Origin of the sequence: Pseudoxanthomonas yeongjuensis (assembly GCF_010093345.1) — a bacterium.
In the GTDB taxonomy this organism is placed as follows: domain Bacteria; phylum Pseudomonadota; class Gammaproteobacteria; order Xanthomonadales; family Xanthomonadaceae; genus Pseudoxanthomonas_A; species Pseudoxanthomonas_A yeongjuensis.
Genome location: NZ_PDWT01000005.1, coordinates 19,198 through 44,578 on the forward strand (window position 1 = coordinate 19,198; position 25,381 = coordinate 44,578).

At 66.4% G+C, this 25,381-nt stretch carries 19 protein-coding genes; 6 read left to right on the forward strand and 13 right to left on the reverse strand.

Annotated elements, in window-relative coordinates; translation table 11 throughout:
• Window positions 1-94: 94 nt before the first annotated feature.
• The 5 genes from CSC74_RS13095 to arfB all read right to left on the reverse strand — a co-directional run bounded on the left by CSC74_RS13095 (window position 95) and on the right by arfB (window position 6,381).
• Window positions 95-2,176, reverse strand: a complete 2,082-nt coding sequence (locus CSC74_RS13095; protein WP_211369645.1) for a TonB-dependent receptor family protein — start codon at window positions 2,174-2,176, stop codon at window positions 95-97.
• 64 nt (window positions 2,177-2,240) lie between these two features.
• The gene (locus CSC74_RS13100) at window positions 2,241-2,675 is read right to left on the reverse strand and encodes a DUF2946 family protein (RefSeq protein WP_162314935.1); all 435 of its coding nucleotides are present in this window, start codon (window positions 2,673-2,675) and stop codon (window positions 2,241-2,243) included.
• Between the two features lie 340 nt (window positions 2,676-3,015).
• A complete protein-coding gene (dcp, locus tag CSC74_RS13105; RefSeq protein WP_162314936.1) occupies window positions 3,016-5,163 on the reverse strand; it encodes a peptidyl-dipeptidase Dcp in 2,148 nt (715 codons plus the stop codon).
• A gap of 184 nt (window positions 5,164-5,347) precedes the next feature.
• Window positions 5,348-5,908, reverse strand: coding sequence for a lysophospholipid acyltransferase family protein (locus CSC74_RS13110; protein ID WP_211369650.1), 561 nt, complete (start codon window positions 5,906-5,908; stop codon window positions 5,348-5,350).
• Between the two features lie 38 nt (window positions 5,909-5,946).
• A complete protein-coding gene (arfB, locus tag CSC74_RS13115) occupies window positions 5,947-6,381 on the reverse strand; it encodes an alternative ribosome rescue aminoacyl-tRNA hydrolase ArfB (RefSeq protein WP_162315095.1) in 435 nt (144 codons plus the stop codon).
• A gap of 124 nt (window positions 6,382-6,505) precedes the next feature.
• Here arfB and CSC74_RS13120 point away from each other — a divergent pair, with 124 nt between their 5' ends.
• Window positions 6,506-7,060: a DUF2059 domain-containing protein gene (locus CSC74_RS13120; protein WP_162314938.1), complete on the forward strand. Its 555-nt coding sequence runs from the start codon at window positions 6,506-6,508 to the stop codon at window positions 7,058-7,060.
• Window positions 7,061-7,208: 148 nt separating this feature from the next.
• Here CSC74_RS13120 and ung read toward each other — a convergent pair whose 3' ends face one another.
• The 5 genes from ung to rhlB all read right to left on the reverse strand — a co-directional run bounded on the left by ung (window position 7,209) and on the right by rhlB (window position 12,414).
• Window positions 7,209-7,943, reverse strand: a complete 735-nt coding sequence (ung, locus tag CSC74_RS13125; protein ID WP_162314939.1) for a uracil-DNA glycosylase — start codon at window positions 7,941-7,943, stop codon at window positions 7,209-7,211.
• Window positions 7,944-8,042: 99 nt separating this feature from the next.
• A complete protein-coding gene (locus tag CSC74_RS13130) occupies window positions 8,043-8,885 on the reverse strand; it encodes a response regulator (protein ID WP_162314940.1) in 843 nt (280 codons plus the stop codon).
• A gap of 10 nt (window positions 8,886-8,895) precedes the next feature.
• Complete coding sequence (gene ftsX / locus CSC74_RS13135) at window positions 8,896-9,846, reverse strand: permease-like cell division protein FtsX (protein WP_162314941.1); 951 nt, start codon at window positions 9,844-9,846, stop codon at window positions 8,896-8,898.
• Window positions 9,843-10,529 carry a cell division ATP-binding protein FtsE gene (ftsE, locus tag CSC74_RS13140; protein WP_162314942.1) on the reverse strand — a complete coding sequence of 229 codons (687 nt, stop codon included), beginning with the start codon at window positions 10,527-10,529 and terminating at the stop codon, window positions 9,843-9,845. Before ftsE ends, ftsX begins: the two co-directional genes overlap by 4 nt.
• A 220-nt stretch (window positions 10,530-10,749) precedes the next feature.
• Window positions 10,750-12,414: an ATP-dependent RNA helicase RhlB gene (gene rhlB / locus CSC74_RS13145; protein WP_162314943.1), complete on the reverse strand. Its 1,665-nt coding sequence runs from the start codon at window positions 12,412-12,414 to the stop codon at window positions 10,750-10,752.
• A 222-nt stretch (window positions 12,415-12,636) separates the two neighbouring features.
• Between rhlB and trxA the strand changes: the two genes are divergently transcribed.
• A complete protein-coding gene (gene trxA / locus CSC74_RS13150) occupies window positions 12,637-12,984 on the forward strand; it encodes a thioredoxin TrxA (RefSeq protein WP_162314944.1) in 348 nt (115 codons plus the stop codon).
• A 271-nt stretch (window positions 12,985-13,255) separates the two neighbouring features.
• Window positions 13,256-15,031: a transcription termination factor Rho gene (gene rho, locus CSC74_RS13155; protein ID WP_162314945.1), complete on the forward strand. Its 1,776-nt coding sequence runs from the start codon at window positions 13,256-13,258 to the stop codon at window positions 15,029-15,031.
• Between the two features lie 51 nt (window positions 15,032-15,082).
• On the opposite strand, the gene CSC74_RS13160 is transcribed toward rho, so the two are convergent.
• A complete protein-coding gene (locus CSC74_RS13160; RefSeq protein ID WP_162314946.1) occupies window positions 15,083-17,068 on the reverse strand; it encodes a winged helix-turn-helix domain-containing protein in 1,986 nt (661 codons plus the stop codon).
• A 275-nt stretch (window positions 17,069-17,343) separates the two neighbouring features.
• Here CSC74_RS13160 and CSC74_RS13165 point away from each other — a divergent pair, with 275 nt between their 5' ends.
• Together CSC74_RS13165 and CSC74_RS13170 are read left to right on the forward strand one after the other, a co-directional pair.
• Entirely contained in the window at window positions 17,344-19,101 is a 1,758-nt protein-coding gene (locus CSC74_RS13165; RefSeq protein WP_211369646.1) for a tetratricopeptide repeat protein, read from the forward strand.
• 45 nt (window positions 19,102-19,146) lie between these two features.
• Window positions 19,147-20,016 (forward strand): DUF2306 domain-containing protein, encoded by an 870-nt coding sequence (locus CSC74_RS13170; RefSeq protein WP_162314948.1) that lies wholly within the window; start codon window positions 19,147-19,149, stop codon window positions 20,014-20,016.
• A gap of 140 nt (window positions 20,017-20,156) precedes the next feature.
• Here CSC74_RS13170 and CSC74_RS13175 read toward each other — a convergent pair whose 3' ends face one another.
• Both CSC74_RS13175 and CSC74_RS13180 read right to left on the reverse strand, forming a co-directional pair.
• Window positions 20,157-21,962, reverse strand: coding sequence for an XVIPCD domain-containing protein (locus CSC74_RS13175; RefSeq protein ID WP_162314949.1), 1,806 nt, complete (start codon window positions 21,960-21,962; stop codon window positions 20,157-20,159).
• A 302-nt stretch (window positions 21,963-22,264) separates the two neighbouring features.
• The gene (locus CSC74_RS13180; RefSeq protein ID WP_246193253.1) at window positions 22,265-23,107 is read right to left on the reverse strand and encodes an energy transducer TonB; all 843 of its coding nucleotides are present in this window, start codon (window positions 23,105-23,107) and stop codon (window positions 22,265-22,267) included.
• Window positions 23,108-23,338: 231 nt separating this feature from the next.
• On the opposite strand from CSC74_RS13180, the gene CSC74_RS13185 reads away from it, so the two are divergent.
• Complete coding sequence (locus tag CSC74_RS13185; protein ID WP_162314951.1) at window positions 23,339-25,165, forward strand: monovalent cation:proton antiporter-2 (CPA2) family protein; 1,827 nt, start codon at window positions 23,339-23,341, stop codon at window positions 25,163-25,165.
• The last annotated feature ends 216 nt before the right edge of the window (window positions 25,166-25,381 follow it).

Below are 25,381 nucleotides of genomic sequence, written 5' to 3' on the forward strand. Positions count from 1 at the left end.
AGGCTGGATTCATAGACGCCTCTTTTACGACTCATGTCGCCCCCACCTGGTCTTCCCTTCGCGACTCACGTCGCTCCTACGCTTTGCCGGATCGTCAACGCATCCGCCACTCCACTCCCACATAGACCGAACGTCCATCGCCCGGCAGGAAATTCGCGCCGTCACGGCCACCCGCATCGGCCACCACGTTGGTGGTGGCGATCCATTTGCGGTCCTGCAGGTTGCGCGCATCCGCGAACCAACTCCACCGATCACCGATGCGGCCACCCAGCTTCAACCCGATCAAAGCGTGGCCCGGGGCACGGAAGCTGTTGGCGTGATCGACGTAATAATCATCGGGCGTCCATTCCAGGTTCGGCGTGGCGTAGAAGCGCCCGCTCGGTTGCCAGCGCAGTTCGGCACGCAGTTGTTGCGGCGGCACGCCGGCCAGCTCGTTGTCGCCATAAACCGGATCGTCGTCGAATTCGAAGTCGTTCCACAGATAGTTGGCGGACAACTTGAGCGCTGCGGCGAGCTGCCAGGCCAAACCGAATTCCAGGCCCTGGTGGATCGTGCGTTTCGCATTCACGGTCCCCAATGGGTTTCCTGCACCGTCCGTCAACGCCAGCAGCTCGTCGTCGACATGGGCGAGGTACAAGGCGAGATCGATCGAGAGGTCATCGCGCTGCGTGCGCAAGCCGAGTTCGACGGTGGTGGCGCGCTGCGCATCGACCTGGCTCACTCCCGGCCCGCCGGTCAGCTCGCCGAAGCTCGGCGGTTCCAGGCTGCGGCTCAGATTGCCGAAGAACCGTGTCTGTGGATCGAGCTGGTAAAGCACGCCGATCTTCGGGCTGAAACCCGAGTAGCCGACATCGAAGCTTTCATCGTTGCCGCCGGTGACGAGGAGGTCGCGTGAGCGACGTTCGGATCTGAGCGCCTGTGCGCCCAGCGACAGCGCCCATCGCTCATCCAGCCAGGCCTGGTTCTCGACATAGGCTTTCGCATTGCGCGCGCGTTGCTCGAACTTGTTGGTGCGCGCGCCTTCGCGGCCGGCGACATTGACGAAACGGTCGTCCTCCCCATCGCCCTGGGCCAGGGTAACGCCCGCAACCAGCAGGTTGCGACGACCGGCCAGCACGCCTTCTCCGCGCCAGCGCAGGTCGACGCCGTAGTCCTGCGTGTCCTGGTCCAGCACCTGGAAGATCGGATGGTGCAGCGACTTGTCCGAATGGAACGCGGAGAACACCAGGCGCTGTCCTTCGGCCGGTGCCCAGGCCAGCTTGCCGGCGATGCGGTCGAGGGTGAAATCGCGGCGCTGGTCCAGGGCGATGTTGCCTGCGGCAGCGCCCGCGGGATCGTCCAGCGACTGCGCGAGCGTGAGGTTTCCCGGCAGTTCCGAATGCGTGTCCACATGGGTGAGGTATACGCGGCCTTCCAGCGCATCGTTGAAGCGGAAACCCGCGTTGCCGGACAAGCGGTAGGTTTCCTGCCTGGCATGGTCGCGGTAACCGTCCTGGGCGAAACCGGTTGCGCTCAGGTATCCATCGGCGCGCTGGCCGGCGCCGGCCAGCGCGATCTGTCCGCGCGCATAGCCGAAGCTTCCACCTTCCAGTCGCACTTCCATCGCTGCCGCGTCGTAGCCGGTCGGCGAGACGAAATTGATCGCGCCACCCAGCGTGGCCGCACCGTACTCCAGTGCGTTGGCGCCGCGATAGACCTCGATGTAACGCGCCGACAGCGGCTCGACCGCCTGGAAATCGACCGCGCCGTCGGCCAGGTTCAAGGGACTGCCGTCCTGCAACAGGTCGATGCCGCGCCCATGGAAGGTGCGCTGGAGACCGGAGCCACGGATCGACAGCCGCGCCTCTTCCGCACCGAAACGCGACTGGACGAAAACGCCCGCGGCCTGGCCCAGCGCATCGGTCAGCGTGCCGACCCGGCCGCCACGGTAGGATTCGCCATCGACCATGCCGGCGCCGCCGGCACGCAGGTCCAGTCGAGCCTTGGCCTGTTCGAGATCTTCAACGGTCAGGGGACGCACGGCTTCGCCGATGACTTCGACCTTCTCGAGGGTCATGGTGTTTGCATCGGCGTCGGAAACATCGGCGGCAATAGCCGAAGCGAAGGGAAAGAGCGCGGCAAGCACGGCCACGGACAGGCGCGACGAACGCATCGCCGCACGAACGGAAATAGGCATGGGAACTCCAAAAGCGCAAGTAACGCGGCAGCGACGCCGCGCGTAGGGAATCAGGACTTGTGTTTCAGAGGGCGAGCGGTGGACCGCGGGAACCGAGTCCCGGGAAAACGGAGGAAGACCGGAAGGAAAGCGGCAGCGACGCGGGAACAAGGTTCGCCAGGACCCGCGGGAACAGCAGCGCAAGCGTCAGCAGCAACAACGCGGTGCCGGCGAGCAGCGTGCAATAGGCGCAGTCCGCGTCCATGCCGAAATGATCGGGCGCCGGTACCTTGCCGATGCTGGTGCTGGTGCTGGTGCTGGTGCTGCCGCCGCCCAGCCATGCGGCGACATCCACGCTTTTCAGGCCGGCGGCGGTGCAGATCCCGGTCAGTCCCGGCACCAGCTGCTGCAGCGAATCGCCTTGCGTCCAACGACTGATCGCCGGGGCGAACGCCATCAGCAGCACGGCGAGGAACGCCAGCCGGGACATGGATCGCTGGAAGGTGCGGTGGCGCAGCATGCCGCGGATTCTACCGCGGATGCGCCGCACATTCGTCTGTGGGAGGGGCGCTCTTCCAGTCGTAGGAGCGACGTGAGTCGCGAAGGAAACGCCCGTGGAGTTCGGCTTCGCGACTCACGTCGCTCCTACGCCAGATTGCCATGGCTGCGGCATGTAGAGCATCGGGACTGAAGCCCCTCCCACAGGGATCTAGTCGCGAGGGAAACGTCCATGAAGCCTGCCTTCGCGACTCACGTCGCTCCTACGCCAGGTTGCGCTGGCACAGGAACGAAAGACTCCGCAAAAAAACGGGATGGCTTCGCAGCCATCCCGTTCGTCGATCACGAGTCGTGTACAGCGATCATTTCAGGCCGCGATTCTCCAGCAGCGGCTCCACGCTGGGATCCTTGCCACGGAAATCGCGATACAGCGTGGCCAGGTCGACGGTGTTGCCGCGCGAGAGGATCTTGTCGCGGAAGATCTGCCCGTTCTCGGCGGTCATGCCGCCGTGCTCCTTGAACCATTCGAACGCGTCGTCATCCAGCACTTCCGACCAGAAGTAGGCGTAGTAGCCGGCCGAGTAGCCGCCGCCCCAGATGTGGTCGAAGTAGCTGCTGCGGTAGCGCGGCGGCACTTCGGCCAGGTCGACCTTGAACTTCTTCAGCGCCTCGGCCTCGAACTGGTCCACGTCCTGCAGCGGCGCATCGGCCGGCAGCGTGTGCCAGGCCAGGTCGAGCAGCGCGGCCGACAGGTATTCGGTGGTCGCGTAGCCGCTGTTGAACTTGCCGGCCTTCTTGATCTTGTCGACCAGCGCCTGCGGCATCGGCTCGCCGGTCTTGTAGTGCTTGGCGTAGTTGGCGAACACCTTCGGATCCTCGGCCCAGTGCTCGTTGAACTGCGACGGGAACTCGACGAAGTCGCGCGAAGTGCTGGTGCCGGCGATCGACGGATACTTCACCTTCGAGAACATGCCGTGCAGCGCGTGGCCGAACTCGTGGAACATGGTGGTGACGTCGTCGTAGCTCAGCAGCGCCGGCTGTCCTGCCGCCGGCTTGGTGAAGTTGCAGACGTTGTAGACGACGGGCTTGGCGCCGGTCAGGCCGTCCTGCTCGACGAACACGTCCATCCACGCGCCACCGGACTTGCTGTCGCGCTTGAAGTAGTCGGTGTAGAACAGGGCCAGCGAGCTGCCGTCCTTGTCGAACACTTCATACACCTTCATGTCCGGGTTGTAGGTCGGGATGTCCTTCCTTTCCTTGAAGGTGATGCCGTACATCTGCGTGGCCGCGTAGAACACGCCGTTGTGCAGCACGTTTTCCATCTCGAAGTACGGCTTGATCTGCGATTCGTCCAGGTCGAACTCGGCCTTGCGCACCTGTTCGGCGTAGAAATCCCAGTCCGAGGCCGCGAGCTTGAAACCGCCCTTCTGTTGATCGATGACGGCCTGCATCTTCGCCGCTTCGCCACGCGCCTTGGCGGTGGCCGCCGGCACGGTATCGGTCAGCAGCTTCAGCGCCTTGTCCGGGGTGATCGCCATCTGGTCGGCAAGGCTATAGGCGGCGTAAGTGTCGAAGCCGAGCAGCTTGGCCTTCTGCGCGCGCAGCTGGGCCAGGCGCTGGATGATCTTGCGGGTGTCGTTGGCGTCGCCGTGTTCGGTGCGGGTTTCCGAGGCTTCCAGCACCTTGGCGCGCAGCTCGCGATCCTTCAGCGAGGCCAGCACCGGCTGCTGGGTGGTGTTCTGCAATGCGAGCAGCCACTTGCCGTCGAGCTTGCGCGCGGCCGCATCCTGCGCGGCCGAGGCGATGTCGCCTTCCGACAAACCGTCGAGCTTGGCCTTGTCGTCGACGACCACCGCACCGGCGGCCGCGGCGGCGACCAGCTTGGTGTGGAATTCGGTCGACAGCGTGGTCTCTTCCACGTTGAACTTGCGCATCCGGTCCTTGTCGGCATCGGACAGCTGCGCGCCGGCGCGAACCAGTTCCTGGTAGTCGCGTTCGACCAGGCGCAGTTGCTCCGGATCGAGTTTCAGCGTGGCGCGGGCGTCGTAGACCGACTTCACGCGTGCGAAGAGTTTCGGATCCAGCGCGATCTCGTCCTGGTGCGCGGCCAGCTTGGGCGCGATCTCTTCCTGGATCTTCTGGCGTTCCGGATTGGTGTCGGCCTGGACCAGGCCGAAGAAGATGCGGGCGACGCGGTTGAGCGTCTCGCCGGTGCGTTCCTGGGCCTCGATGGTGTTCTCGAAGGTGGCCGGTTCCGGGTTGTCGGCGATCTTGCGCATCTCGGCGAGGTGCTGCTTCATGCCTTCCTCGAACGCGGGCAGGTAATCGCTGTCCTTGATCTTGTCGAACACCGGCGCGCCGAACGGCAGCGTGCTGGCGACCAGCAGCGGGTTCTCGGCGGCGGCGGGCGTGGCGGCGGGGGTAGTTTCGGTCACGGCTTCGGGTTTGTTTCCGGTGCAGGCCGCAAGGGCCAGGCTGATGGCGGCGGCGAGGACGACGGTACGCGACATTTAAGCTTTCCAGGGTCGGGGAACAAGCCGGCTACCCTAGCGCGATGGCGCCGCGAACGCATGTGTCGAAGATGCGAACCGATCCGCCATTCAGCAAAAAAGGGCCTGTCTGTGGGAGCGGCGTAAGCCGCGAAGCCTTATCGCATCACTTTCGCGGCTTACGCCGCTCCCACACCCCATCGCCTCAAGTCGTGCCGCGGTTGCGGCCTTGCCAGGGACGGTACCACTCGCGGATCCGGGCCATGTCGGCGGCGGCGTCATCGGTGGGGTGGAACACGTCGCCGATGCCGATGGTCTTCTCCGGATAGTGGAAGTAGGCCATCACGATGGGCACCTCGGCGGTACGCGCGATCTTCCAGAAACCGCTCTTCCACTTGTCCACGCGCTTGCGCGTGCCTTCCGGGGTCAGGGTGAACCAGATCCGGTCGAAGTCGCGGATGATCGCGACCGCCTGCTCCACCGTGCCCTGCGGCGAACTGCGGTTGACCGGGATCGCTCCCAGCCGGCGCAGCAGCGGTCCCAGCGGCCACCAGAACAACTGCGTCTTGCCCAGCACGCGGACTTCCAGGCCCAGCGCGATCTTCGCCGCCATGCCCCAGTATCCATCCCAGTTGGAGGAATGCGGGGCCACGATCAATACCGCCTTGGCCAGGTCGGGGATCGGGCCGACGACACGCCACCCGCCCAGCCTGAGCGCGGTGCGGCCGAGCCAGCGGGTGAAACGGTTGGGCTTCACCTGCGGCATGCGCGGCGGGATGGCCGGGATAACGTCTGTCGCCTCGCTCAATCGATGTCTCCCTTGGTCGAACGTCCCCGCTTGATTTCTCCGCGGCCGCGCTTGGCGTCGAGCCTGCGCAGTTTCGAGCCGTACGAGGGCTTGGTCGCGATGCGTTTCTTCGGCGCGACCAGGCCGGTGGCGATGAAGGCCGCGAGGCGCTCGCGCGCGTCCTGGCGGTTGCGGTCCTGGGTGCGGAAACGCTGCGCGTCGATCACCAGCACACCGTCGTCGGTGATGCGCCGGTCGCGCTTGGCCAGCAGGCGCTCGCGCACCGGTTCAGGAAGCGACGGCGAGCCGGCCAGGTCGAAACGCAACTCGACCGCGGTCGAAACCTTGTTGACGTTCTGCCCGCCGGCGCCACTGGCGCGCACGAAGCGTTCGACCAGTTCGGTGTCCGGTATCGTCAGCGCGGGTGTGATCTCGAGTGCGTCGCTCCCCATCGGCCAATTGTAGGCAATGCCGGCGTCGCTGGCATGCATGGGACTTCGGCGCACGCCGGTTTAACCGGTCGTTTACCAAAAGCTAGGCAAACTCCGCGCTCGCTCCACGCTTCCGGATTCCCGCATGTCCCACCGATCTCCGTTGCCGCGCCTGCTGCTGGCTGCCTGTCTGGCCCTGTCCGCCTTCGCCGCCACGGCCGCGCCGCCATCGGATGCCGACATCGAGCGGCTGCTGACCGCATCGCGCGCGCAGGGCATGCTCGACGCGATCCTGCCGCAGATGGAAGCCATGCAGAGCCAGCAGTTCGAGCGGATCACCGCCGGCAAGGACCTCAGCGCCGAGCAGAAGGCGGAGATCGAGCGACTGCACGCGCGCACCAGCGACATCCTGCGCCGCTCGCTGAGCTGGGAAGAAATGCGTCCCCTGTACATCGACGTGTACAAGAAGACCTTCACCCGCGAAGACGTCAGGGCCATGGCCAAGTTCTACGAGAGCCCGGCCGGCAAGTCGCTGCTGGACAAGACCCCGGCGCTGATGCAGAACCTGATGGGCGCCGTGCAACAGAAGGTGCTGCCGTTGCTGGAACAACTGAAGACCGAACTGGACACGGTAGCGGTGGAGCCGGTCAAGGCCCCCGAGGTCACCCCGCCCCAGCCGCGCAGGAAAAAGAAGAAATAGCCCCTCCCGTAGGAGCGGGCCTTGCCCGCGATGCCCTTGCCGTTGCATTCGTGGATCCGAGCTTGCTCGGATGCTCTTGATCTTCGCGGAAAGCATCCGGGCAAGCTCGGATCTACGAAACCACAAGCATCGTGGGTAAGGCCCGCTCCTACGCCCCGGAGGAAGTTCCCTTGGGAGACAGGCGCAATTCCGCCTTCGGCGGCAGCCGCCAGTCGATCGGCGCCTTGCCTTTCTGGGCGAGGAACTGGTTGGTCGCCGAAAAATGCCCGCAGCCCATGAACCCACGATGCGCCGACAGCGGCGAGGGATGCGGCGCGCGCAGCACGCGATGGCGGCGCGCGTCGATGACTTTGCCCTTGGCCTGCGCATAACTGCCCCACAGCAGGAACACCAGGTCCTCGCGCTGCGTCGCCAGCGTTTCGATCGCATGGTCGGTGAAGCCTTCCCAGCCCTTGCCCTGGTGCGCCCCGGCGCGGCCTTCCTCGACCGTCAGCACCGAGTTCAGCAGCAGCACGCCCTGCCGCGCCCACGGCAGCAGGCAGCCGTGGTCCGGACGGGCGATGCCCAGGTCGCTTTGGATTTCCTTGAAGATGTTGTCCAGCGATGGCGGAACCGGCACGCCCGGCAATACCGAGAAACACAGGCCGTGCGCCTGTCCCGCGCCGTGGTACGGATCCTGGCCCAGGATCACCACTTTCACTTCGTCGAACGGAGTCGCATCGAACGCGGCGAAGATCTGCGGGCCCGGCGGGAAGATCCGCGCGCCGGCCTGCTTGCGCTGGCGCAGGAACGCGGAGAGCTCGCGCATCTCCGGACGCTGCAGCCAGTCGCCGATGCGGGCTTTCCAGGAGGGCTCGAGTTTGATGCGTTCTTCTTCGGACATGGCGGGGGGAGGAGCGAGGAACGAGAAATGAGAAGTGAGAAGTGAGAAGTGAGGAAAGCCTTGAGTTTTTTGCCCTCTTTGGAAAGGGGCAAGAGGAACTCAAACCAGCGCGCGCGTCTCGCCCATGCTGGATACGCGCAGCTGGAACAGGACCTTGGTGATCAGCAGGCGCTCCTCGATCGGCTTCAGCACCAGATCGTTGGCGCCGGCCTGCAGCAGCTCGGACTGGTTGTCGCGATTATCGTCGCCGGTCATCACCAGGATCGGCAAGCGGCGCTTGCCGTAGCCGAAATCGATGCGCACGCGCTGGACCACGTCGCGGCCGCTCAACTCGCCTTTCAGGGTCACGTCGGTCAGGACGATGTCGAAATGATGGGTGGAAAGGCCCAGCGACTCGGCGGTCAGCAGGGCGAAGGCGTCCTCGGCCTTGAGCACGTGGACGACGTTGAGGTCGTGGCGCTCGAGCATGCGCCTGGTGGTCTCGGCGACGACGCGGCTGTCCTCCACGTACAGCACGGTGGCGCCGGCGACGGGGGCCGGCTGCACGTAGCCGCGGATGAACACCGCCAGTGCTTCGTGGCCCAGCGATTTGTCGAAATAGTCGGTGACGTATTCGGTGAAGCGGCGCTCTTCCAGGTGTTGTTGCGCATCGCCGGAGACCACGATCACCGGCACGTAGGCCTGGCCGGCGGCTTCGCGGACCGCGCGCGCGATCTCCAGGCCATCGCCATCGGGAAGCGCCAGGGAAGTGGTGACCAGGTGCACCGCACCCGCGGCCAGCGCCGCGCGCGCCTCGGCGATGCTGGCGCAACCGATCACCTCGACGCCGGGCAGGTCGCGCTTGAGCACATCGGCGATCATCTTGCGCACCATCTTCGACCCGTCGACCACCATCACCCGGGGTGCGTTGCTGATCAGGTGGCGAAGTTCCTGCGAATGCATAAGGAAAACTCTAGGTTTCGGTCGGTCGGGTTTGACGCAGGAAATGTCCGGTCACCAGCCATGCACCCAACCAGCCGACCGCCGTCGCCGCGAGCACGAAGCCCGCGGCGCGCAGGGGATCGAGTCCGCCGAGCGCGAAACCGCTGCCATAGCTTTGCGCCAACGCGTGCAGCGGCGCGCGCAGAGCATACGCCGCCGCCGCCAACAGCCCCAATGCCAGCGCACCGGCGGCCAGGCCATACCAGGCGCCGAGATAGATGAAGGGCCGGCGGATGAAGCCGTCGGTGGCGCCGAGCAGCTGCAGTACGCCGATTTCCTCGCGCCGCGACTGGATGTCCAGGCGCACGGTGTTGCCCACGACCAGCAGCGCGCCGAGGCCGAACAGCGCCGCCAGCACCCAGGCCAGGCGCGCGCCGAAACCGAGCCAGCCCTGCAGCCGTTGCCGCCAGGCCGCGTCGTGCTGCAGCAGGCCGGTTTCGGGCAGGCGCTCCAATGCCGCCACCAGGCCGGCCTCGTCGCCGCTCGGGGTCACGATCAACAGGCTGGGCAACGGGTTCTCTTCCAGGGCACCGATCGCATCACCCAGGCCGCTGCGCGCGCGGAATTCGGCCAAGCCTTGTTCGGGAGTACGCAGTTCCAGTCTGGCCACGTCGCCGCGGCCGCGCAGTTCGGCCGCCAGCGCCTGCGCGCGGGCGACATCGATACCCGGTTTCAGGAACAGGTCGATCTCGCGCGACTGCTCCACGCTGCCGGCGAAATGCCGCAGATTGTCCAGGGCCAGGCCCAGGCCCAGCGGCAAGGCCAGCGCCACCGCCATCACCCCGATGGTGAGCAGCGTGGTCCACGGCCGGCGCAACACCCGGCCGAGGCTGGCGACGAAACTGTAGAGGTGCTGGTCCAGCCAGATGCCGAAACCGGAACGCGAAGCCTCGACCTTGCTGTTTTCAGGCGTGGCAGTCATTCGGCCAGGTCCGCCGGGGAAATGTCGTCGGTCAGCCGGCCATGGTCGAGGATCAGCACGCGCTTCTTCATGCGCTTGATCAGGGCCAGATCGTGGCTGACCACCAGCACGCTGGTGCCGCGCTCGGGCATGGACGCGAACAGCGACATGATTTCCGCGGCCAGGGTCGGGTCGAGGTTGCCGGTGGGTTCGTCGGCGACCAGCAGTCGCGGCTCGGCGACGATCGCACGGGCGATGCCGACGCGCTGCTGCTCGCCCGCGGAAAGCTGCGAAGGCAGCGCTTTCTCGCGATGGCCCAGGCCCATGCGCGCCAGTACTTCGCGCACGCGCTTGCCGATGTCGGCGCGACGGTCGCCGCGCAGGATCAACGGCAGGGCGACGTTCTCGGCGACGGTGCGTTCGGAGAGCAGCCGGTGGTCCTGGTGGACGGCGCCGACTTCGCGGCGATGCAGGGGAACGCGGCCGCCGCGGACCTTCAGCAGGTTGCGTCCCGCGAACACGACCGCGCCCCGACTAGGGCGTTCGCTGAGATGGATCAATTTCAGCAAGGTGCTCTTGCCGGCGCCGGAATGGCCGGTGACGAACAGCATCTCGCCCTGCGCGACCTCGAAACTCACGTCCGCCAGCGCCTCATGGCCGCCGGGGTATTGCTTGCTGACGTTTTCGAATCGGAGGACGCTCATGGCCGGATTATGCCTTGTTCTTGCATCCTTCTCCCTCCGGGAGAAGGTGCCCGAAGAGCCTGCCCCGTACTTGATACGGGGGCGGAAGAGGGAAGGAGCCATCGGCTGCAGAAATGCTGAATCTTCCGCACCACGCCACTCTTCCCTCACACCCCAAGGGTGCTTGCCGCGCAGCGTCCGGCGCTGCGCGCCATCTTCTCCCGGCGGGAGAAGGAAGCTTTTACGACCCCGACACCAGCGACTTGAGCTTGCGGCCCAGCTTGGTGAGGAACGACGAATTGTCGCCGGCCGATTTCGCGGCAGCCTGCGACGGCGCCTGCTGCGACGACACGGCAGCGGGTGCGGCGGCGCCTTCGACCGGCACGCCGTGGCGACGGCGACGGCGCTTGCGCGGCGGGCGTGCGCCTTCCGGTTTCGCGGCCTCGACCGCGGCTGCAGCGACGACGGGGTTCGCGACCGCGGGCGCCGCGGTTTCGCTGCGCGGCGGACGCGGAGCGCGTGGCTTGCCATCGGCGGAACCGGAACGCGGACGCGGACCTGCGCCCGGACCGCTGCGACCGCCGCTTCCGCCACCCGGACGTCCACCGCGACGCTGCTCGTCGGCGATGCGCTGTTCGCGCGCTTCCTTGAAGATCGCGCCGATGCTCTCGCCTTCGTCCTCGTCCACTTCGGCGCCGGGTTCGGGCGCCGCGCGCGGTGCGCGCGGGATCGCGGTCAGCAGTTCGGTGGTCACCGCTTCCACCGGCAGCTTCTGCGCGATGTAGGCCTCGATCTCCGGCAGGCTCTGCGCGTAGATCTCGCAGGCGAAGCTGATCGCGTCGCCCTCGGCGCCCAGGCGCGCGGTGCGGCCGATGCGGTGCACGTAGTCTTCGGCATCGAACGGCAGGTCGTAGTTGTAGACGTGCGACACGCCGTCGATGTGCAGGCCGCGCGCGGCCACGTCGGTGGCGACCAGGATCTCGAGCTGGCCGGCCTGGAAGCGCCGCAGCAGGCTTTCGCGCTTCTTCTGCGGCACGTCGCCCGAGAGCACGCCGACGCGATAGCCGGCCTTCTCCAGCGAACGCGCCACGCGCTCCACCCAGGCCTTGGTGTTGACGAAGATCATGGTGCGCGCGCCTTCGCTGCGCGACAGCAGGCCGATCAGCAGCGGGATCTTTTCCTCGTTGGCGGGGAAATAGACCTTCTGCCGGACTTTGGTGGCGGTGATGAATTCGGTTTCGACCACGAGCTTTTCCGGCTCGTTCATGTGTTCGTAGGCCAGCTCCAGCACGCGGTGGCTGAGCGTGGCCGAGAACAACAGGGTCTGGCGCGTGGTCCGTTCGGGCATCTTGCGCAGCAGGAAGCGGATGTCCTTGATGAAGCCCAGGTCGAACATGCGGTCGGCTTCGTCCAGCACGCAGATCTCGCACGCGTGCAGCGAAACCACCCTGCTCTGCTTGACGTAGTCGATCAGGCGGCCAGGCGTGGCGATGATCACGTCGACGCCCTGCTGCAGCAGTTCGCGCTGCTTGTCGTAGTCGACGCCGCCGTAGATCAGGGCGAAACGCAGGCCGAGATCGGCGCCGAACTTCACCGCATCCTTGTGGATCTGGATGGCCAGTTCGCGGGTCGGGGCCAGGATCAACGCGCGCGGATCCTCGGGCTTGCGGTCGGCCAGCGCCGGCTTGGTCAGCAGGCGGTTCATCACCGTGATCAGGAACGCCAGGGTCTTGCCGGTGCCGGTCTGGGCCTGGCCGGCGACATCGCCGCCCGGCAAGGCGACCGGGAGGGTCAGCGCCTGGATCGGGGTGCAACGCGAGAAGCCGGCGGCTTCCAGTCCGGCGAGCAGCGCCGGTTGCAGGTCGAACGAGGAAAAGGTGATGTCGGTTAGCGGCTTGTCGCTCATGCTTTCTTCTTTGCTGGGCTTCTTTGATAGAGGCTATGGCACGCGCAACGCGCGGGTCGATGCGCTTGCATCGTCGTCACCGGCGTCGCACACTGCGTTCCATGCCGGTGTATGCGAATCCTGGGCTAAGCCCTTGAACGGAATCGCGGAACGCCCCAGTTTACAGCAATGCGGCGACCATTCCGGTCCCGCTGTCCGCGGACCCCGCAGGAGACCCCTAAAGTGAGCGATAAGGTGACACACGTCGGCGACGCCGATTTCGACGCGGCCGTGCTGCAGTCCGACGAACCGGTACTGGTCGATTTCTGGGCCGAATGGTGCGGCCCCTGCAAGATGATCGCCCCGGTGCTGGACGAACTGGCCCAGACCTACGAAGGCCGGTTGAAGGTGGTCAAGCTCAACGTCGACGACAACCGCGCGACCGCGATCAAGTACCACGTCCGCAACATCCCGCTGCTGCTGCTGTTCAAGGACGGCCAGGTCCAGGCCACCCAGGTCGGCGCCGTGGGCAAGGGCCAGCTGACCCAGATGATCGAAAAAGGCATCGGCTCGGCCGCTTCGACCGCCTGAACCGCAATCCCGCGTAGGAGCGCCCCTTGGGCGCGATGCCTTCCTCCGGATGCCCAGACCAGAGCATCGCGCCCAAGGGGCGCTCCTACGAATCTGAACGGGTTTCCGTGCGCGGCGCTTGCCGCAGCCGCTTCCCGGTGCTAGTTTCAGCGCTATCCGGCGCGGGGGTCAGCGCCGCACCCATCTGATGGCACCCCTCCCAAGCACCACCTCTTCCACCCGCCTCGCCGGCATTCGCCGGCGCTCGCAAACCTAGCGAGGAATCGCACCTTTGTCCGATAACACCCCTGAAGCCGGCGACGCCGGCGCTCCTGCCGAGAAGCGTGTGCGCAACCCGCGCGTCGCCAAGGCCGCTCCCGCCTCCGAAGCGCCTACCGCCCCGGCCCCTGCTCCCAGCACGACTCCTCCGGCTTCCGCCGCGCCGCAAGCACCGGCGCCGCGATCCGAACCCCAGCAGCCTGCCGCCGTACCGGCGCAGCCCGCGTTGTCGCAGCCGCAATCCCAAGGCGGCAACACCGCGGAAGGCGGCCAGCCGTCGCAGAATGCGCAAGGCAACCCCCAGGGCGGCCAGCAGCAGGAGGGCGAGCCGCGCGACAGCAACAACCAGAACCGCTTCCAGAACAACAGCGGCGGCGGCGGCAACAACAACCGCCGCGACCGTTTCCGCAACCGCCGCGATCGCGACCAGCAACGTCCGCGCAACGACGGCCTGCCGGCCGACAACGGCGCCAACGAAGTATTCGTGCCGCGCGGCCCCGCGCCCGGCGTGCCGGAAGGCTTCCCGCAGTATTCGCTGAGCGACCTCAAGCGCATGCCGGCGCAGAAGCTGCTCGACATCGCCGAGCAGCTGAGCATCCACGAAGGCGTGGCCCGCGCGCGCAAGCAGGACGTGATCTTCGCCCTGCTGAAAGTGCTGACCCGCCATGGCGAAGGCGTCGCCGCCGACGGCGTGCTGGAAATCCTGCCGGACGGCTTCGGCTTCCTCCGCGCGGCCGAGGCCAGCTACCTGGCCGGCCCGGACGACACCTACATTTCGCCCAGCCAGATCCGCCGCTTCAACCTGCGCACCGGCGACCACCTCAGCGGCCGCATCCGCTTCCCCAAGGACGGCGAGCGTTACTTCGCGCTGTCGGTGGTCGACACGATCAACGGCGAACCGATCGAGGCCAGCAAGGGCAAGGTCCTGTTCGAGAACCTGACCGCGCTGTTCCCGCGCCGCCGCTTCACCCTGGAGCGCGGCAACGGTTCCAGCGAGGACATCTCCGGCCGGATCATGGATCTGATGGCGCCGCAGGGCAAAGGCCAGCGCGCGCTGATCGTGTCGCCGCCGAAAGCCGGCAAGACCATCCTGATGCAGCAGATCGCCACCGCGATCACCACCAACCATCCCGACGTGCACATGATCGTGCTGCTGATCGACGAGCGTCCGGAAGAAGTCACCGAGATGCAGCGCACGGTGCGCGGCGAAGTCATCAGCTCCACCTTCGACGAACCGGCCGCGCGCCACGTGCAGGTCGCCGAAATGGTGATCGAGCGGGCCAAGCGCCTGGTCGAACACAAGAAGGACGTGGTGATCCTGCTCGACTCGATCACCCGCCTGGCCCGCGCCTACAACAACGTGGTGCCCAGCTCCGGCAAGGTGCTCAGCGGCGGCGTCGACGCCAACGCGCTGCACCGCCCGAAGCGTTTCTTCGGCGCGGCGCGCAACGTCGAGGAAGGCGGTTCGCTGACCATCATCGCGACAGCGCTGGTCGAAACCGGCAGCAAGATGGACGAGGTGATCTACGAGGAGTTCAAGGGCACCGGCAACAGCGAAGTGCATCTGAACCGCCGCATCGCCGAGAAGCGCGTCTATCCGGCCATCGACATCAACCGTTCCGGCACCCGCCGCGAGGATCTGTTGATCGAACCGGAACTGTTGCAGCGGATCTGGATCCTGCGCAAGCTGCTGCACCCGATGGACGAGATCGCGGCGATGGAATTCCTGCTGGACAAGATGAAGAACACCAAGTCGAACGACGAGTTCTTCAGTTCGATGAAGCGCTGAGCCAGCAGCGGAACCCAAGAAAAAACGCCCCGCGACGCGGGGCGTTTCCGTTCACCGGCACTGGAAATCGTCGGCGCCCACCGGTCCGCAACCGTCACCCCAGCGTCCCGTCTGCCGCCAGTAATCGACCACGCCGGCCTCGGCCAGCAGCCTCTTGAAATCCGGGTGCGCGCGCACGCCGGAATACGGCGCATTCCAGAACGCGACATACGGGAACTGGGCCATCGCGCCGTCCTTGAATCCGCCCTGTGCTTCCAGCTCCCGGCGCAGTGCCGTCATGGCCAGGTCCGTGTCCCCCAGTGCATCGGCCACGTTGGTCCACATGTAGGAAGCCTCGTTGTAGCCGCCACCGTAGGCCTCGTCCGCGAGCGCCTTGCGCACCAGGGCGAGCATGGCCTCGCGCTCGTCCAACACCGCACCCAGATCGCGGAAGAACGGGGTGTCGAAGTCTTTGGAATGTTTCAGCAGGCGACCGTGCAGCTCGCGCAACTGCGCCAACCCGCCGGGTCGCTTGCCCGCCAGCTGACGGATGAAGGCGACATAGTCCGGCTCCAGCTGGCTGCCTTCCAGTTGCCGGCCGCGCTGGTATTCGGCTTCGGCATCCCGGTAGCGGCGCGCGGCGGTGTAGTCGTATTGCAGGTCGCGGGAAAGGAACAGCGCCATCGGCTCTACTGCGCGCACCTGTTCGATCAGCGCCACGGCTTCCTGCAGATGGCCCATGGCATAGAGCATGTAGCTGTAGTCCCAGACGCGCTCCTTGGTCGGCGGGCCGGAATCCACGATCTCCTTCGCAAGGGCGATGGCCTCGACGCGCCTGCCTTGGCGCCACAGCGCATTGGAGCGGTCCCGCCTGGCCACCCAGCTGTCGGGCGCGATGCGGGCAATGCGCTCGCGGACCTGCAGCGCTTCGGCGCGCAGCTGGTCGGCCTGGGCGCCGCGCAATTCCTGCGCCATGGAATTCAACGAACCGGCCAGCGCATCCCAGCACAGCACGCATTGCGGATCCAGCGCGACCATTTCGCGGGCCAGTTGCAGGCGTTCGCGGTCATGCTCGAAATCGAACTGTTCCCGCATCACGATGCTGCGCCAGCGCAGGAAACGCTCATAGGCTTCGACATGGGTGGTGCCGCCCTGTCCGCGGTTGAACCTCGCCACATCCAGTTTCACGCTCAAGGCCTGCGCCACGTCGCGCGAGATTTCCTCCTGCACCGCGAACACGCCGCGCAGTTCGCGCGCGTAGGTCTTCGACCACAGATGGGTACCATCGCCGGCACCGACGAGTTGGGCGGTGACGCGCAGATGCCCGCCGTCCTTGCGCACGCTTCCCTCGAGCAGATAGGCGACGCCGAGTTTCCGGCCGATGGTGCGCAGGTCTTCGTTCTTGCCCTTGAACGAGAAACTCGACGTGCGTCCCACCACCCGCAGCGCCGGCGCTTGCGCCAACTGGTTGAGGATTTCCTCGGCCAGTCCATCGGCCAGGTATTCCTGGTCCTGCGCTTGCGAAAGATCGGCGAACGGCAGCACCGCCAGCGAAGGCGGTGCCGGGACCGCAGGCACGGCGTCCGGCGCGGCACCATCGTCCTTGTGCAGCAGCCATGCGACGGCGGTCGCCGCCAGCAGCGCCGCCGCGGCGCCGGCGGCGAGCCGGGGCCAGCGCGTGCGCACCGGTCCAGCCAGTGGCTGCGTCGTCGAGCGTGGCGCGTCGGCTTCCGCCATCGGCAGGGGCGGGTCGAAGCGGTAGCCGACCCCATGCACCGTGCGCAGCAGGCGCGGATGTTGCGCATCCTCGCCCAGCGCCTGACGCAACACGCTCATGATCCGGTTCAGCACGCTCTGGGTGACGTGCCGGTGGCCCCAGACCGCGTCCAGGATTTCTTCCCGGGCAACCACCCGGCCAGGGGAACCGGCCAGCAGCGTGAGCACGGCGAAGGCCTTGGGTTCCAGCGCCTGTTCGCGGCCGCCGCGCGACAACCGCCGGCCGGCGAAGTCGATGACCACGTCGTCGAAGGCCAGGTTGCGCGGCACGGGCTTCGGCATGCGGTTCCCAGGCGGGGAAATCCCGCCCGATCAAGTATAGGTGCATGGCCGCCGCGGCTGGCCTAAGCCTTTTCTGAGATTTTCCTCACCGATCTGCGCATTGTCTGCGGCTTTCCTCAAGACTCGTCCGCGCCGCAGCGGCAAGCTGGCCAGGCAGGCGCGATCCGCGCCGCCACGCCGGGAAAGCGCGGCGAATCGATCACTCTCCCCGGCAGCCAGCTCTCCTTGAGGCACTTCCCATGAAAAAGCCTTCGCTTCGCATCCTCGCCCTTCCCGTGGCGCTCGTCGGCCTTTGCGGCTCCAGCCGCCTGATGGGGAGGACCGACATTGCGCCGGCGGCGTTCGATCCGCTGCTCGATCCCATCGGCGCAGTGTGTTCGCCGGCTACAGCCGGCCGCCCCGCGCTGCTCGACGCCCTGGTGCTCGCGCAAGCCGAGACCCGGCCCTTCCCGGTGCAGCCGATGAAAGCCGCGGGCGGCGCCGTGCCGCTTTACGGCAACCTCGGCCAGCTGACCCTCGCGGTGGGCACGAAGCGCGCGAAAGCGCAGGCGTATTTCGACCAGGGCCTGCGCTGGGCGTTCGCGTTCAACCACGCCGAGGCCCAGCGCGCGTTCCAGGCGGCGCAGCAGGAAGACCCCACGCTGGCGATGGCGTATTGGGGCGAGGCGTTCGTGCTGGGGCCGAACATCAACGCGCCGATGCTGCCGGGGGCCGTGGCGCCCGCATTCGCGGCGCTCACCAAGGCGGTGGAACGGGCGGCCACCGCGCCGGCGAAGGACCGCGCGCTGGTCGCGGCCCTGCAGAAGCGCTATTCCACCGACCCCGGCGCCGACCGGACAGCGCTCGACGCCGCTTTCGCGGACGCGATGCGGGTCGTGGCCACAACGTATCCGGAGGACGACACGGTGCAGACGCTCTACGCCGAATCCATCATGGACACGCAGCCGTGGGATTACTGGGAAGCGGCGGGCACCAGGCCCAAGGGCCGTGCCGGCGAAATGCTCGCGGTGCTCGAAAAAGTCCTCGCCCGCAATCCCGAGCACCCGGGCGCGATCCACCTCTACCTCCATGCCGTCGAGGCTTCCGCCACCCCCGAACGCGGCCTGCCCCACGCCAGGCGCCTCGCCGGACTGATGCCCGGCGCGGGGCACATCGTGCACATGCCCGCGCACATCTACTATCGCGTGGGACTGTTCAAGGAATCGATGGAAATCAACAAGCGCGCGATGGCCGTCGACGAGGCGTATTTCGCCACCTCGCCGTCCGACCCGCTCTACAAGTCGGCCTATTACCCGCACAACATCCATTTCGTACTGGTGTCCGCGCAGATGGGCGGCGACGGCAAGACCGCCATCGACGCGGCAGGCAGGCTGGAGGCCTCGCTTGGCGACGACGTCGTCGCGGAATATCCGCTGCTCGAACCCATCAAGGCCGCGCCCTACCTGGCGCACGCCATGTTCAGCGCGCCCGCGGAGATCCTCGGCCTGGAAGCCCCGCCGGAAAACCAGGTGCTGGTGGCGGCGCTCGCGCACTACGCGCGCGCGCTGGGCTACGCCGGGAAGAAGGACTTCGAAGGCGCGAAGCGCGAAATCGCCGCCATCGCCGCCATCGAGCGGAACGCCGACTTCAAGCCTTACGTCGACTGGTACGTGCCCGGCCAGGAGATCGTGCGGACCGCGCGCCTGGTCGCCACCGCCCGCCTCGTCGACGCGCAGGGCGACCTCGACGCGGCGGAAAAGGCCTACGAAGACGCCATCGCGGTGGAGGATTCGTTCTCCTACATGGAACCGCCCTATTGGTATTACCCCATCCGCCAGTCGCTGGGTTCGGTCTATCTGCGCCAGGGCAAGCTCGACGCAGCGGAGAAGGTATTGCGCGAATCGCTGCTGCGATCGCGCGGCAACGGTTGGGCGCTGGCGGGATTGACGGAAGTCTACAAGCGCAAGGGCGACAAGGCGGCGGAGAAGGCGACGCGGCGGGCGTACGACAGGGCGTGGTTCGGCGGCGAAGCGCCCGATGTCGCCCGGTTGTAGGCCACGCGATTCTTCCGGCAACTCCGGAAAGAGGAAAACGCCGCCATGAACGAGCAAAACAGGCTGGCCATGGGCCGGACAACAGCGCGGCCGGTCCCCGCCGAAGAACGCCTGCTGCGCTGGACCGGCCGCTTCTTCTACTTCGCGGCCCTGGCCGGCCTGGGGGTCTTCGGCACCTACATCGTCCTTCGCGCCACCGGCGCCACCTTCAGGAATTTCGAACAGTGGCACGAGCTGGTGGCGGGCCTGTCGATGCCGACGGCCTCCATCTGGATCGCCAATCTCGGTATCGGCCTGCACTTCGTCATGGGAACGATACTGGTACTGGCCTGGCCGATCCTGCTTTCATCAAAAATTCGCGCCCGCCATCGCGCCGTGCATCGCTGGACCGGCCGGGTCTACGTGACCGCGGGCTTGCTGGCGGGTATCGGTGGCATGTCCTTCATCCTGACCCACGGCGCATACCTCCGGGCGGCGTCCGTGGCCTTCGGCATCTGGGGTACGGTGCTGATGCTGAGCGCGGTCATGGCCTATGTCCACGCGCGCGCGAAACGCTTCGACCTGCACCGGGCATGGGCCATCCGCCTATTCGCGATGGTGCTGGGTTCATGGGTGTTCGATCTCGAATTCCGCGCATGGAAGGACCTCACGGGCGGCATCGGCATCAGCGAAAGCGAAACGCCCGGCGTGTTCGACTACGCGCTCCTGTACCTGTTCTTCGTCCCCAACCTGCTGGTCGCCGAATTCTTCATCCGCAACAAGCACAAGCGCATCGCCCTGCCGCGCAAGCTGAAATGGCCGATGGTGGCCGCGTTCGCGGCCGCCGGCCTGGTGTTCGCCTATGCGATCTTGGCGGTCAGTGCCACCCACTCCGGAAAGTACGGGAAGCACCTGCTGCAGCTCGTGGCCAACTGAGCACAGGATGTCGGCGGATCGCTGGAAAAGTTTTCCGTGGATATTCTCGGGCTCCTGATCGATTCCATCGGCAACCGGAAAAGGAAACGCCCCGCGAGGCGGGGCGTTCTCTGCACGCACGGCGACGGCGTGTCGGCCGATCAGAACCCGCGTCCGCCGGGTGAAGCCTGCACGGCCTGCGCCGGCGACGAGGCGTCGGCCGTCGCGTGCCGGGCGGCGAGCTGGCTGCTGGTTTCCACGCTCTGCCGGGAACCGGAAGCGAGCTCCAGGGACACCATCTGCGAGGCGGGGGATTTCGGATCGCCCTGGACGGCGAAGACCTTGCTGCCGTCGCGGCTAAGGAACAGGTGGTCGACGCCGCTCATGCCCCCTTCGCGCGCCAATGGCACCAGTGCGGCGGCCAGGTTTTTCTGCTGTTGCGCATCGAGCTTGCCGGCGCCGGGAGCTTCCTGGACCTTGCCGAGCAATTCCTTGTACAGGCCGTTCAGGGCATGCGCGCCGCTGGTCAGAATGGCCGCCGTGCGCAACCCCTCCTCCAGCGCGCCACCGACGCGGCCGCCGTTGCGGTTGACCGCTTCCTTCGCGGTTGTGGAAGGCAGGTAAGCGCCGCGCTCGCGTTCGCCGTCGTGATCGCGCAGGTAGCGCTTGACGTCCTTGAGCTCCAGGTCGAGGAAATCCTTCGCGAAACCCTTCGCCGCCTGCGCCAGCTGCATGGCCTGCTCCGGTTTGAGGCGGTCCAGTCCCTTGCCCGATGCAAGCGCATCGATCAGCGAATCGGGATCGACCTTCTGCTTGAGGAAGGCGAGGAAGCGTTCGCGCGTCTCCGGGTTCTGCCCGATGCCCTCGAGAATGCGCGTGGCCGTGGACAGGGCGTTGCCGGCATCGGTCGGCATGCCCGCGATCTGCCGCATCACCCCGCTGATCGCGTGCTTGGGTTCCATGCCCACGGCGAAGGGGAAACGTTCGCGGAACTCGTCCCAGCGCGGCGCCAGCAGGGCCTCGCGCGCGTGCTTGATCAGCTGATAGGCGCCGGCGGCGAACGCGACGATCGCGATACCGACCGGAGCCACGCCAACCAGTGCGCCGACCAGTCCGGCATTGCGTGCGCCCATCATCAGGGCGACATTGCCTGCGTTGCCGGCCAGCTTGAAGCCGCCATTGAGCAGGTCGAAGGCGGAGTCCACGCGCTGGTCGGTATTCAGTGCCTTGCCGGTGATCGGATCGCGCCCGTTGAACACGCGCCCGGCGTTCTCGCCCAGGTGCCTGGCCTCCTGGGCCACGTCCTTGATTGCGCTGTAGCGTTCGAGGATTTTCGCCGCTTCACGCTCGCGACCGCTGCGGGTGGCGAACTCGAGTACCGCCGCCATCGCCACCGAATCCAGTGGCTTGCCGTCGCGATGGGCGACGCTGCCGGTCTCGATCGCGGCCTGGATCGCGTCCAGCGTGTCGAAGACCTCGTGTTGCCCGTCCTTGCGCGCCAACCCCTTGAGTTCGGTCAGCGCGCCATCGACCGGAGCTGGAGGCTGCGCGTCACGCTGCGCCGACCACTGCGTGGCGTAGGCGACCAAAGACGACTGCAATTCCGTAGGCATGTCCACGGCGTAACCGTGGAAAGGCGGCGCCATGCGGCCGTCGTCGCGGGTCTCGCCCGGATGCAGCTTCCACGTCGACGCGGTGCCTGCCAGCGCACCGCCGGAGCTGTCGAATGAGGCGATGGTCGCCTCCAGGGTGTCTTCGTCCACGACCAGGCCGTTGCGTTGCAGCGCATCGGCAACGACCGCGCGCAGCACCGTGTCGCGCGACCACTCATCGTCGGCGGGCAGTAGGCTGGTGTAAGGCCGGGGGCGATCCTGGATCCCGCCCTGGCCGGCGTAGCGGCGCGGGATCCCATCGATCGCGTCCTGATTCCCGGTGACGGCCCGGCCCGATTCGACTGTCGCATCCATATGCACTTGCTCCTTGTTAGAGAGGGCAGATTCCTGCTGCCTTGGTCGGCGGAAGTCAGCCGCCGACGGGCGAATCATGCCTCCAAAGGAGAAGGGGAGCAAATCGGAACATCATTTCCGCCACGCATGCCACTTCCCCGGCACGATCCACGTACAGGAGAACGTCCGTGGGCTGCGGCGTAGCAAGATAAAGAACACCAGTTCGAATGATGAATTCTTCAGTTCGATGAAGTGCCGAGGCAGGTTTCTTCGGCGCCACAAAAAAAGCCCCGCGAGCGGGGCTTTTTCAATCGGCCGACCGCTCATCCTGGCTGCAGTGGCGTCAATAGGCGCAGGCTGTTGCGCGCGTCGTATAGAACGCCGGCGATCATTGCGTCGGGACTCTGGGCGCTGTCGAATCCCGTGTCCCACGGCGCGCGGCGGATAGGGCCTGGCACATAGGAATCCCATTGGCCGTAAGAGGGCCGTTGGTAGCCATGGAACTGGAAGTCGACCGGAACGCGTACCACCCAGGTTTCTTCCTTGGCGTTTTCGCCAACGGCAGGCAGCTGGAAGGTCCATTTTTTTGCCGCGTTCAACGCGGACTTGGCCAGCATATCGCGCATGCGGTCCATTTCATTCTCGCTGCCTATGACCTGCAGGTTGACCTGTTCGGCGAACAATTCCTGCACGGCGCCTTCGCGCCCGATCTTCAGCACCACATAGACGGTTCCGCGCGCGCCTACCTTCCATGCGCTCTCTGGATAGATCGGCGGCTTCATTGCGATGGGCTTGATCGAATCCGCTCGCGCGAGGCGTTCCTCCGGAGTCATGGCTTCCTCGCCGAAGTAGCCGCTGCGAATGCCGACCTCGTAGCGTTCGGCGTCGATCTTCTTGGCGGCGATCCGCAGACTCATCCGCGCCCTGGCCTTTCGCGCTACGCCATCGATCAGCAGCGGTTCAAAACGCCAGGACGCGCCCGCCTGCTCGACCAGCGAGAGCACGCCCGTGGGAAGCTTGTCCGGTTCGTCGAGCTCGAGCTTGCTGATACTGCCGTCGGTCGCAATCAACACCCACCCGGTCACCAGCATGCTGGACTCTACCGTCTTGCGTACTGCGCGAGGGCCTGCCGCGTGGCTCGCGAATGCAACCAACAGCCCCAGCATCAACGCCACTATTCGATTCATTACGCCTCTCCCTGCGAAGTTGTCGAATGGTCAGCCTATCCACTGGGACGACCCTTGCCAACCAGGGCGGCGCCGGGGGCCGCACAGGGCGAGTGCGTACAACCAACCCGGGAGGCCCATTGCCTTCGCTGAGCCGATCGCTACCCCGACTTACGCGGGTCGGGCTCACGAACGATCAACCCCGCATAATGAAACCCAGGAGGTGCGCCCATGCACGGCAGCGGTCTGGAACTCGCCCTGGTCTTCCTGCTGGCCGCGGTGCTGGCGGTGCCCGTGTTCAAGAAATTCGGCCTGGGCGCGGTACTGGCCTACCTGGTCACCGGTGCGGTGCTGGGTCCCTATGGGCTGAGGCTGGTGCGGGATGCGGACCGGATCCTCAACGCCGCCGAGATCGGCGTGGTGATGATGCTGTTCGTGATCGGCCTGGAACTGTCGCCGTCGCGGCTGCAGGTGATGCGCAAGCCGGTGTTCGGCACCGGCGGGGTGCAGGGCCTGCTGACCGCCCTGGTCCTGGGCGGACTGGCGCTGCTGGCCGACCTGCACTGGAAGACCGCGTTGGTCATCGGCCTGGGACTGGCGCTGTCCTCGACCGCGGTCAGCCTGCAGTTGCTGTCCGAGCGCAAGGAACTGACCAGCGATTACGGACGCCAGGGATTCGCGATCCTGCTGTTCCAGGACCTGGTCGCGATCCCGCTGCTGGCGGCGATCCCGCTGCTGGCCGGGGCCAAGAACCAGACCCTGACCTGGGCCATGGCATTGCAGGCGGTGGGCGCGGTCGCGGTGGTGGTGCTGGGCGGCCGCCTGTTGTTGCGACAGCTTTTTCGTGTGGTCGCGCGCACGCGCATGCCGGAAGTGTTCACCGCGACCGCCTTGCTGGTGGTGCTGGGCACCGCCTGGTTCATGCAGTTGGCCGGCCTGAGCGCGGGCCTGGGCGCGTTCCTGGCCGGCGTGCTGCTGTCGGATTCCGAATTCCGCCACGAACTGGAATCGCAGATCGAACCGTTCAAGGGCCTGCTGCTGGGCCTGTTCTTCATCGCCGTGGGCATGGACATCGACCTGGACCGGGTCGCCGCCGAACCGCGGATCATCGCCGCCGGCGTCGCTGTGCTGCTACTGGTGAAGTTCGGCATCCTGTTCCTGGTCGGATTGCGGCCGGGCAAGCTCAACCCGCGTTCGGCGCTGATGCTGGCCAGCGTGCTCTGGCTGGGCGGCGAATTCGCCTTCGTGGTGTTCAGCGAAGCGGTGCGTGTGGGCCTGCTGGACGATCCCACCCGCGACCGCCTGGTGGCGATGGTCGGCGTGTCGATGGCGTTGACCCCGTTGTTGCTGATAGCGATGTCGCGCCTGCTGGCGCACTACAAGGCGGAGAAGAAGCAGCCGCGCGAGTTCGACGCCATCGACAGCGCCGACGCGGTCGACGGACAACGACCGCAGGTGCTGATCGCCGGCATGGGCCGTTTCGGCCAGATCGTGGCGCGGCTGCTGACCGCGCAGCGCATTCCCTTCGTGGCCCTGGAACACAGCCCGGAACAGGTCGAGGACATGCGCCGTTTCGGCAGCCGCATCTATTACGGCGATCCGACCCGGCCGGAACTGCTGCGCGCGGCCGGGGCGCAGCACGTCAAGGCGTTCGTGATCGCGATCGACGACACCGAGACCAACATCAAGGCCACGCGCCTGATCCGGCGCATGTACCCGAAGGCCACGGTCTTCGCCCGCGCACGCAATCGCCAGCACGCCTGGCGCCTGATGGACCTGGGCGCGCAGGCGTTCCGCGAGACCTTCGGCTCCAGCCTGGAGATGGGCGAGAAGGTGCTCGAGGCGCTGGGCCTGCCGCCGGAAGTGGCGGCCGACCATGCCCGTCGTTTCCGCGTCCACGACGAGAACCTGCTGCGCGCCCAGCACCTGGTCTACGACGACGATGCAGCGGTGGTGCAGACCGCGCGCGACGCGCGCGGTGCGCTGGAGGCATTGTTCGAGGCCGATGTGAGCGACAGCGATCCGGTGGACGACGCGGATTCGGCGAAACCGATTTGATGTTGGCGATTGTTCCTTCCCTTCTCCCACCGGGAGAAGAGCTTGCCCCCGCGAAGGCGGAGGTGCCCGGAGAGCTTGCCCCTCGAACGCTCTAGTCGGGGGACGGATTAGGGAAAGACAATTCAGAATTCAGCTTGCAATGAAAGTCCGTAGGCAAGTCACTCCCATTCCCTCATCCGTCGCTTCGCGCCACCTTCTCCCGGAGGGAGAAGGAAG

What these genes read in the sequence shown, in the direction of transcription:
- CSC74_RS13160 (WP_162314946.1), bottom strand. Translation starts at nt 17,068, where the DNA reads ATGCCGAAGCCCGTGCCGCGCAACCTGGCCTTCGACGACGTGGTCATC.
- CSC74_RS13170 (WP_162314948.1), top strand. Translation starts at nt 19,147, where the DNA reads ATGAACGAGCAAAACAGGCTGGCCATGGGCCGGACAACAGCGCGGCCG.
- ung (WP_162314939.1), bottom strand. Translation starts at nt 7,943, where the DNA reads ATGTCCGAAGAAGAACGCATCAAACTCGAGCCCTCCTGGAAAGCCCGC.
- ftsE (WP_162314942.1), bottom strand. Translation starts at nt 10,529, where the DNA reads ATGAGCGTCCTCCGATTCGAAAACGTCAGCAAGCAATACCCCGGCGGC.
- rhlB (WP_162314943.1), bottom strand. Translation starts at nt 12,414, where the DNA reads ATGAGCGACAAGCCGCTAACCGACATCACCTTTTCCTCGTTCGACCTG.
- ftsX (WP_162314941.1), bottom strand. Translation starts at nt 9,846, where the DNA reads ATGACTGCCACGCCTGAAAACAGCAAGGTCGAGGCTTCGCGTTCCGGT.
- CSC74_RS13095 (WP_211369645.1), bottom strand. Translation starts at nt 2,176, where the DNA reads ATGCCTATTTCCGTTCGTGCGGCGATGCGTTCGTCGCGCCTGTCCGTG.
- CSC74_RS13130 (WP_162314940.1), bottom strand. Translation starts at nt 8,885, where the DNA reads ATGCATTCGCAGGAACTTCGCCACCTGATCAGCAACGCACCCCGGGTG.
- CSC74_RS13100 (WP_162314935.1), bottom strand. Translation starts at nt 2,675, where the DNA reads ATGCTGCGCCACCGCACCTTCCAGCGATCCATGTCCCGGCTGGCGTTC.
- CSC74_RS13120 (WP_162314938.1), top strand. Translation starts at nt 6,506, where the DNA reads ATGTCCCACCGATCTCCGTTGCCGCGCCTGCTGCTGGCTGCCTGTCTG.
- CSC74_RS13185 (WP_162314951.1), top strand. Translation starts at nt 23,339, where the DNA reads ATGCACGGCAGCGGTCTGGAACTCGCCCTGGTCTTCCTGCTGGCCGCG.
- CSC74_RS13180 (WP_246193253.1), bottom strand. Translation starts at nt 23,107, where the DNA reads ATGCTGGGGCTGTTGGTTGCATTCGCGAGCCACGCGGCAGGCCCTCGC.
- CSC74_RS13175 (WP_162314949.1), bottom strand. Translation starts at nt 21,962, where the DNA reads ATGGATGCGACAGTCGAATCGGGCCGGGCCGTCACCGGGAATCAGGAC.
- arfB (WP_162315095.1), bottom strand. Translation starts at nt 6,381, where the DNA reads ATGGGGAGCGACGCACTCGAGATCACACCCGCGCTGACGATACCGGAC.
- CSC74_RS13110 (WP_211369650.1), bottom strand. Translation starts at nt 5,908, where the DNA reads ATGCCGCAGGTGAAGCCCAACCGTTTCACCCGCTGGCTCGGCCGCACC.
- dcp (WP_162314936.1), bottom strand. Translation starts at nt 5,163, where the DNA reads ATGTCGCGTACCGTCGTCCTCGCCGCCGCCATCAGCCTGGCCCTTGCG.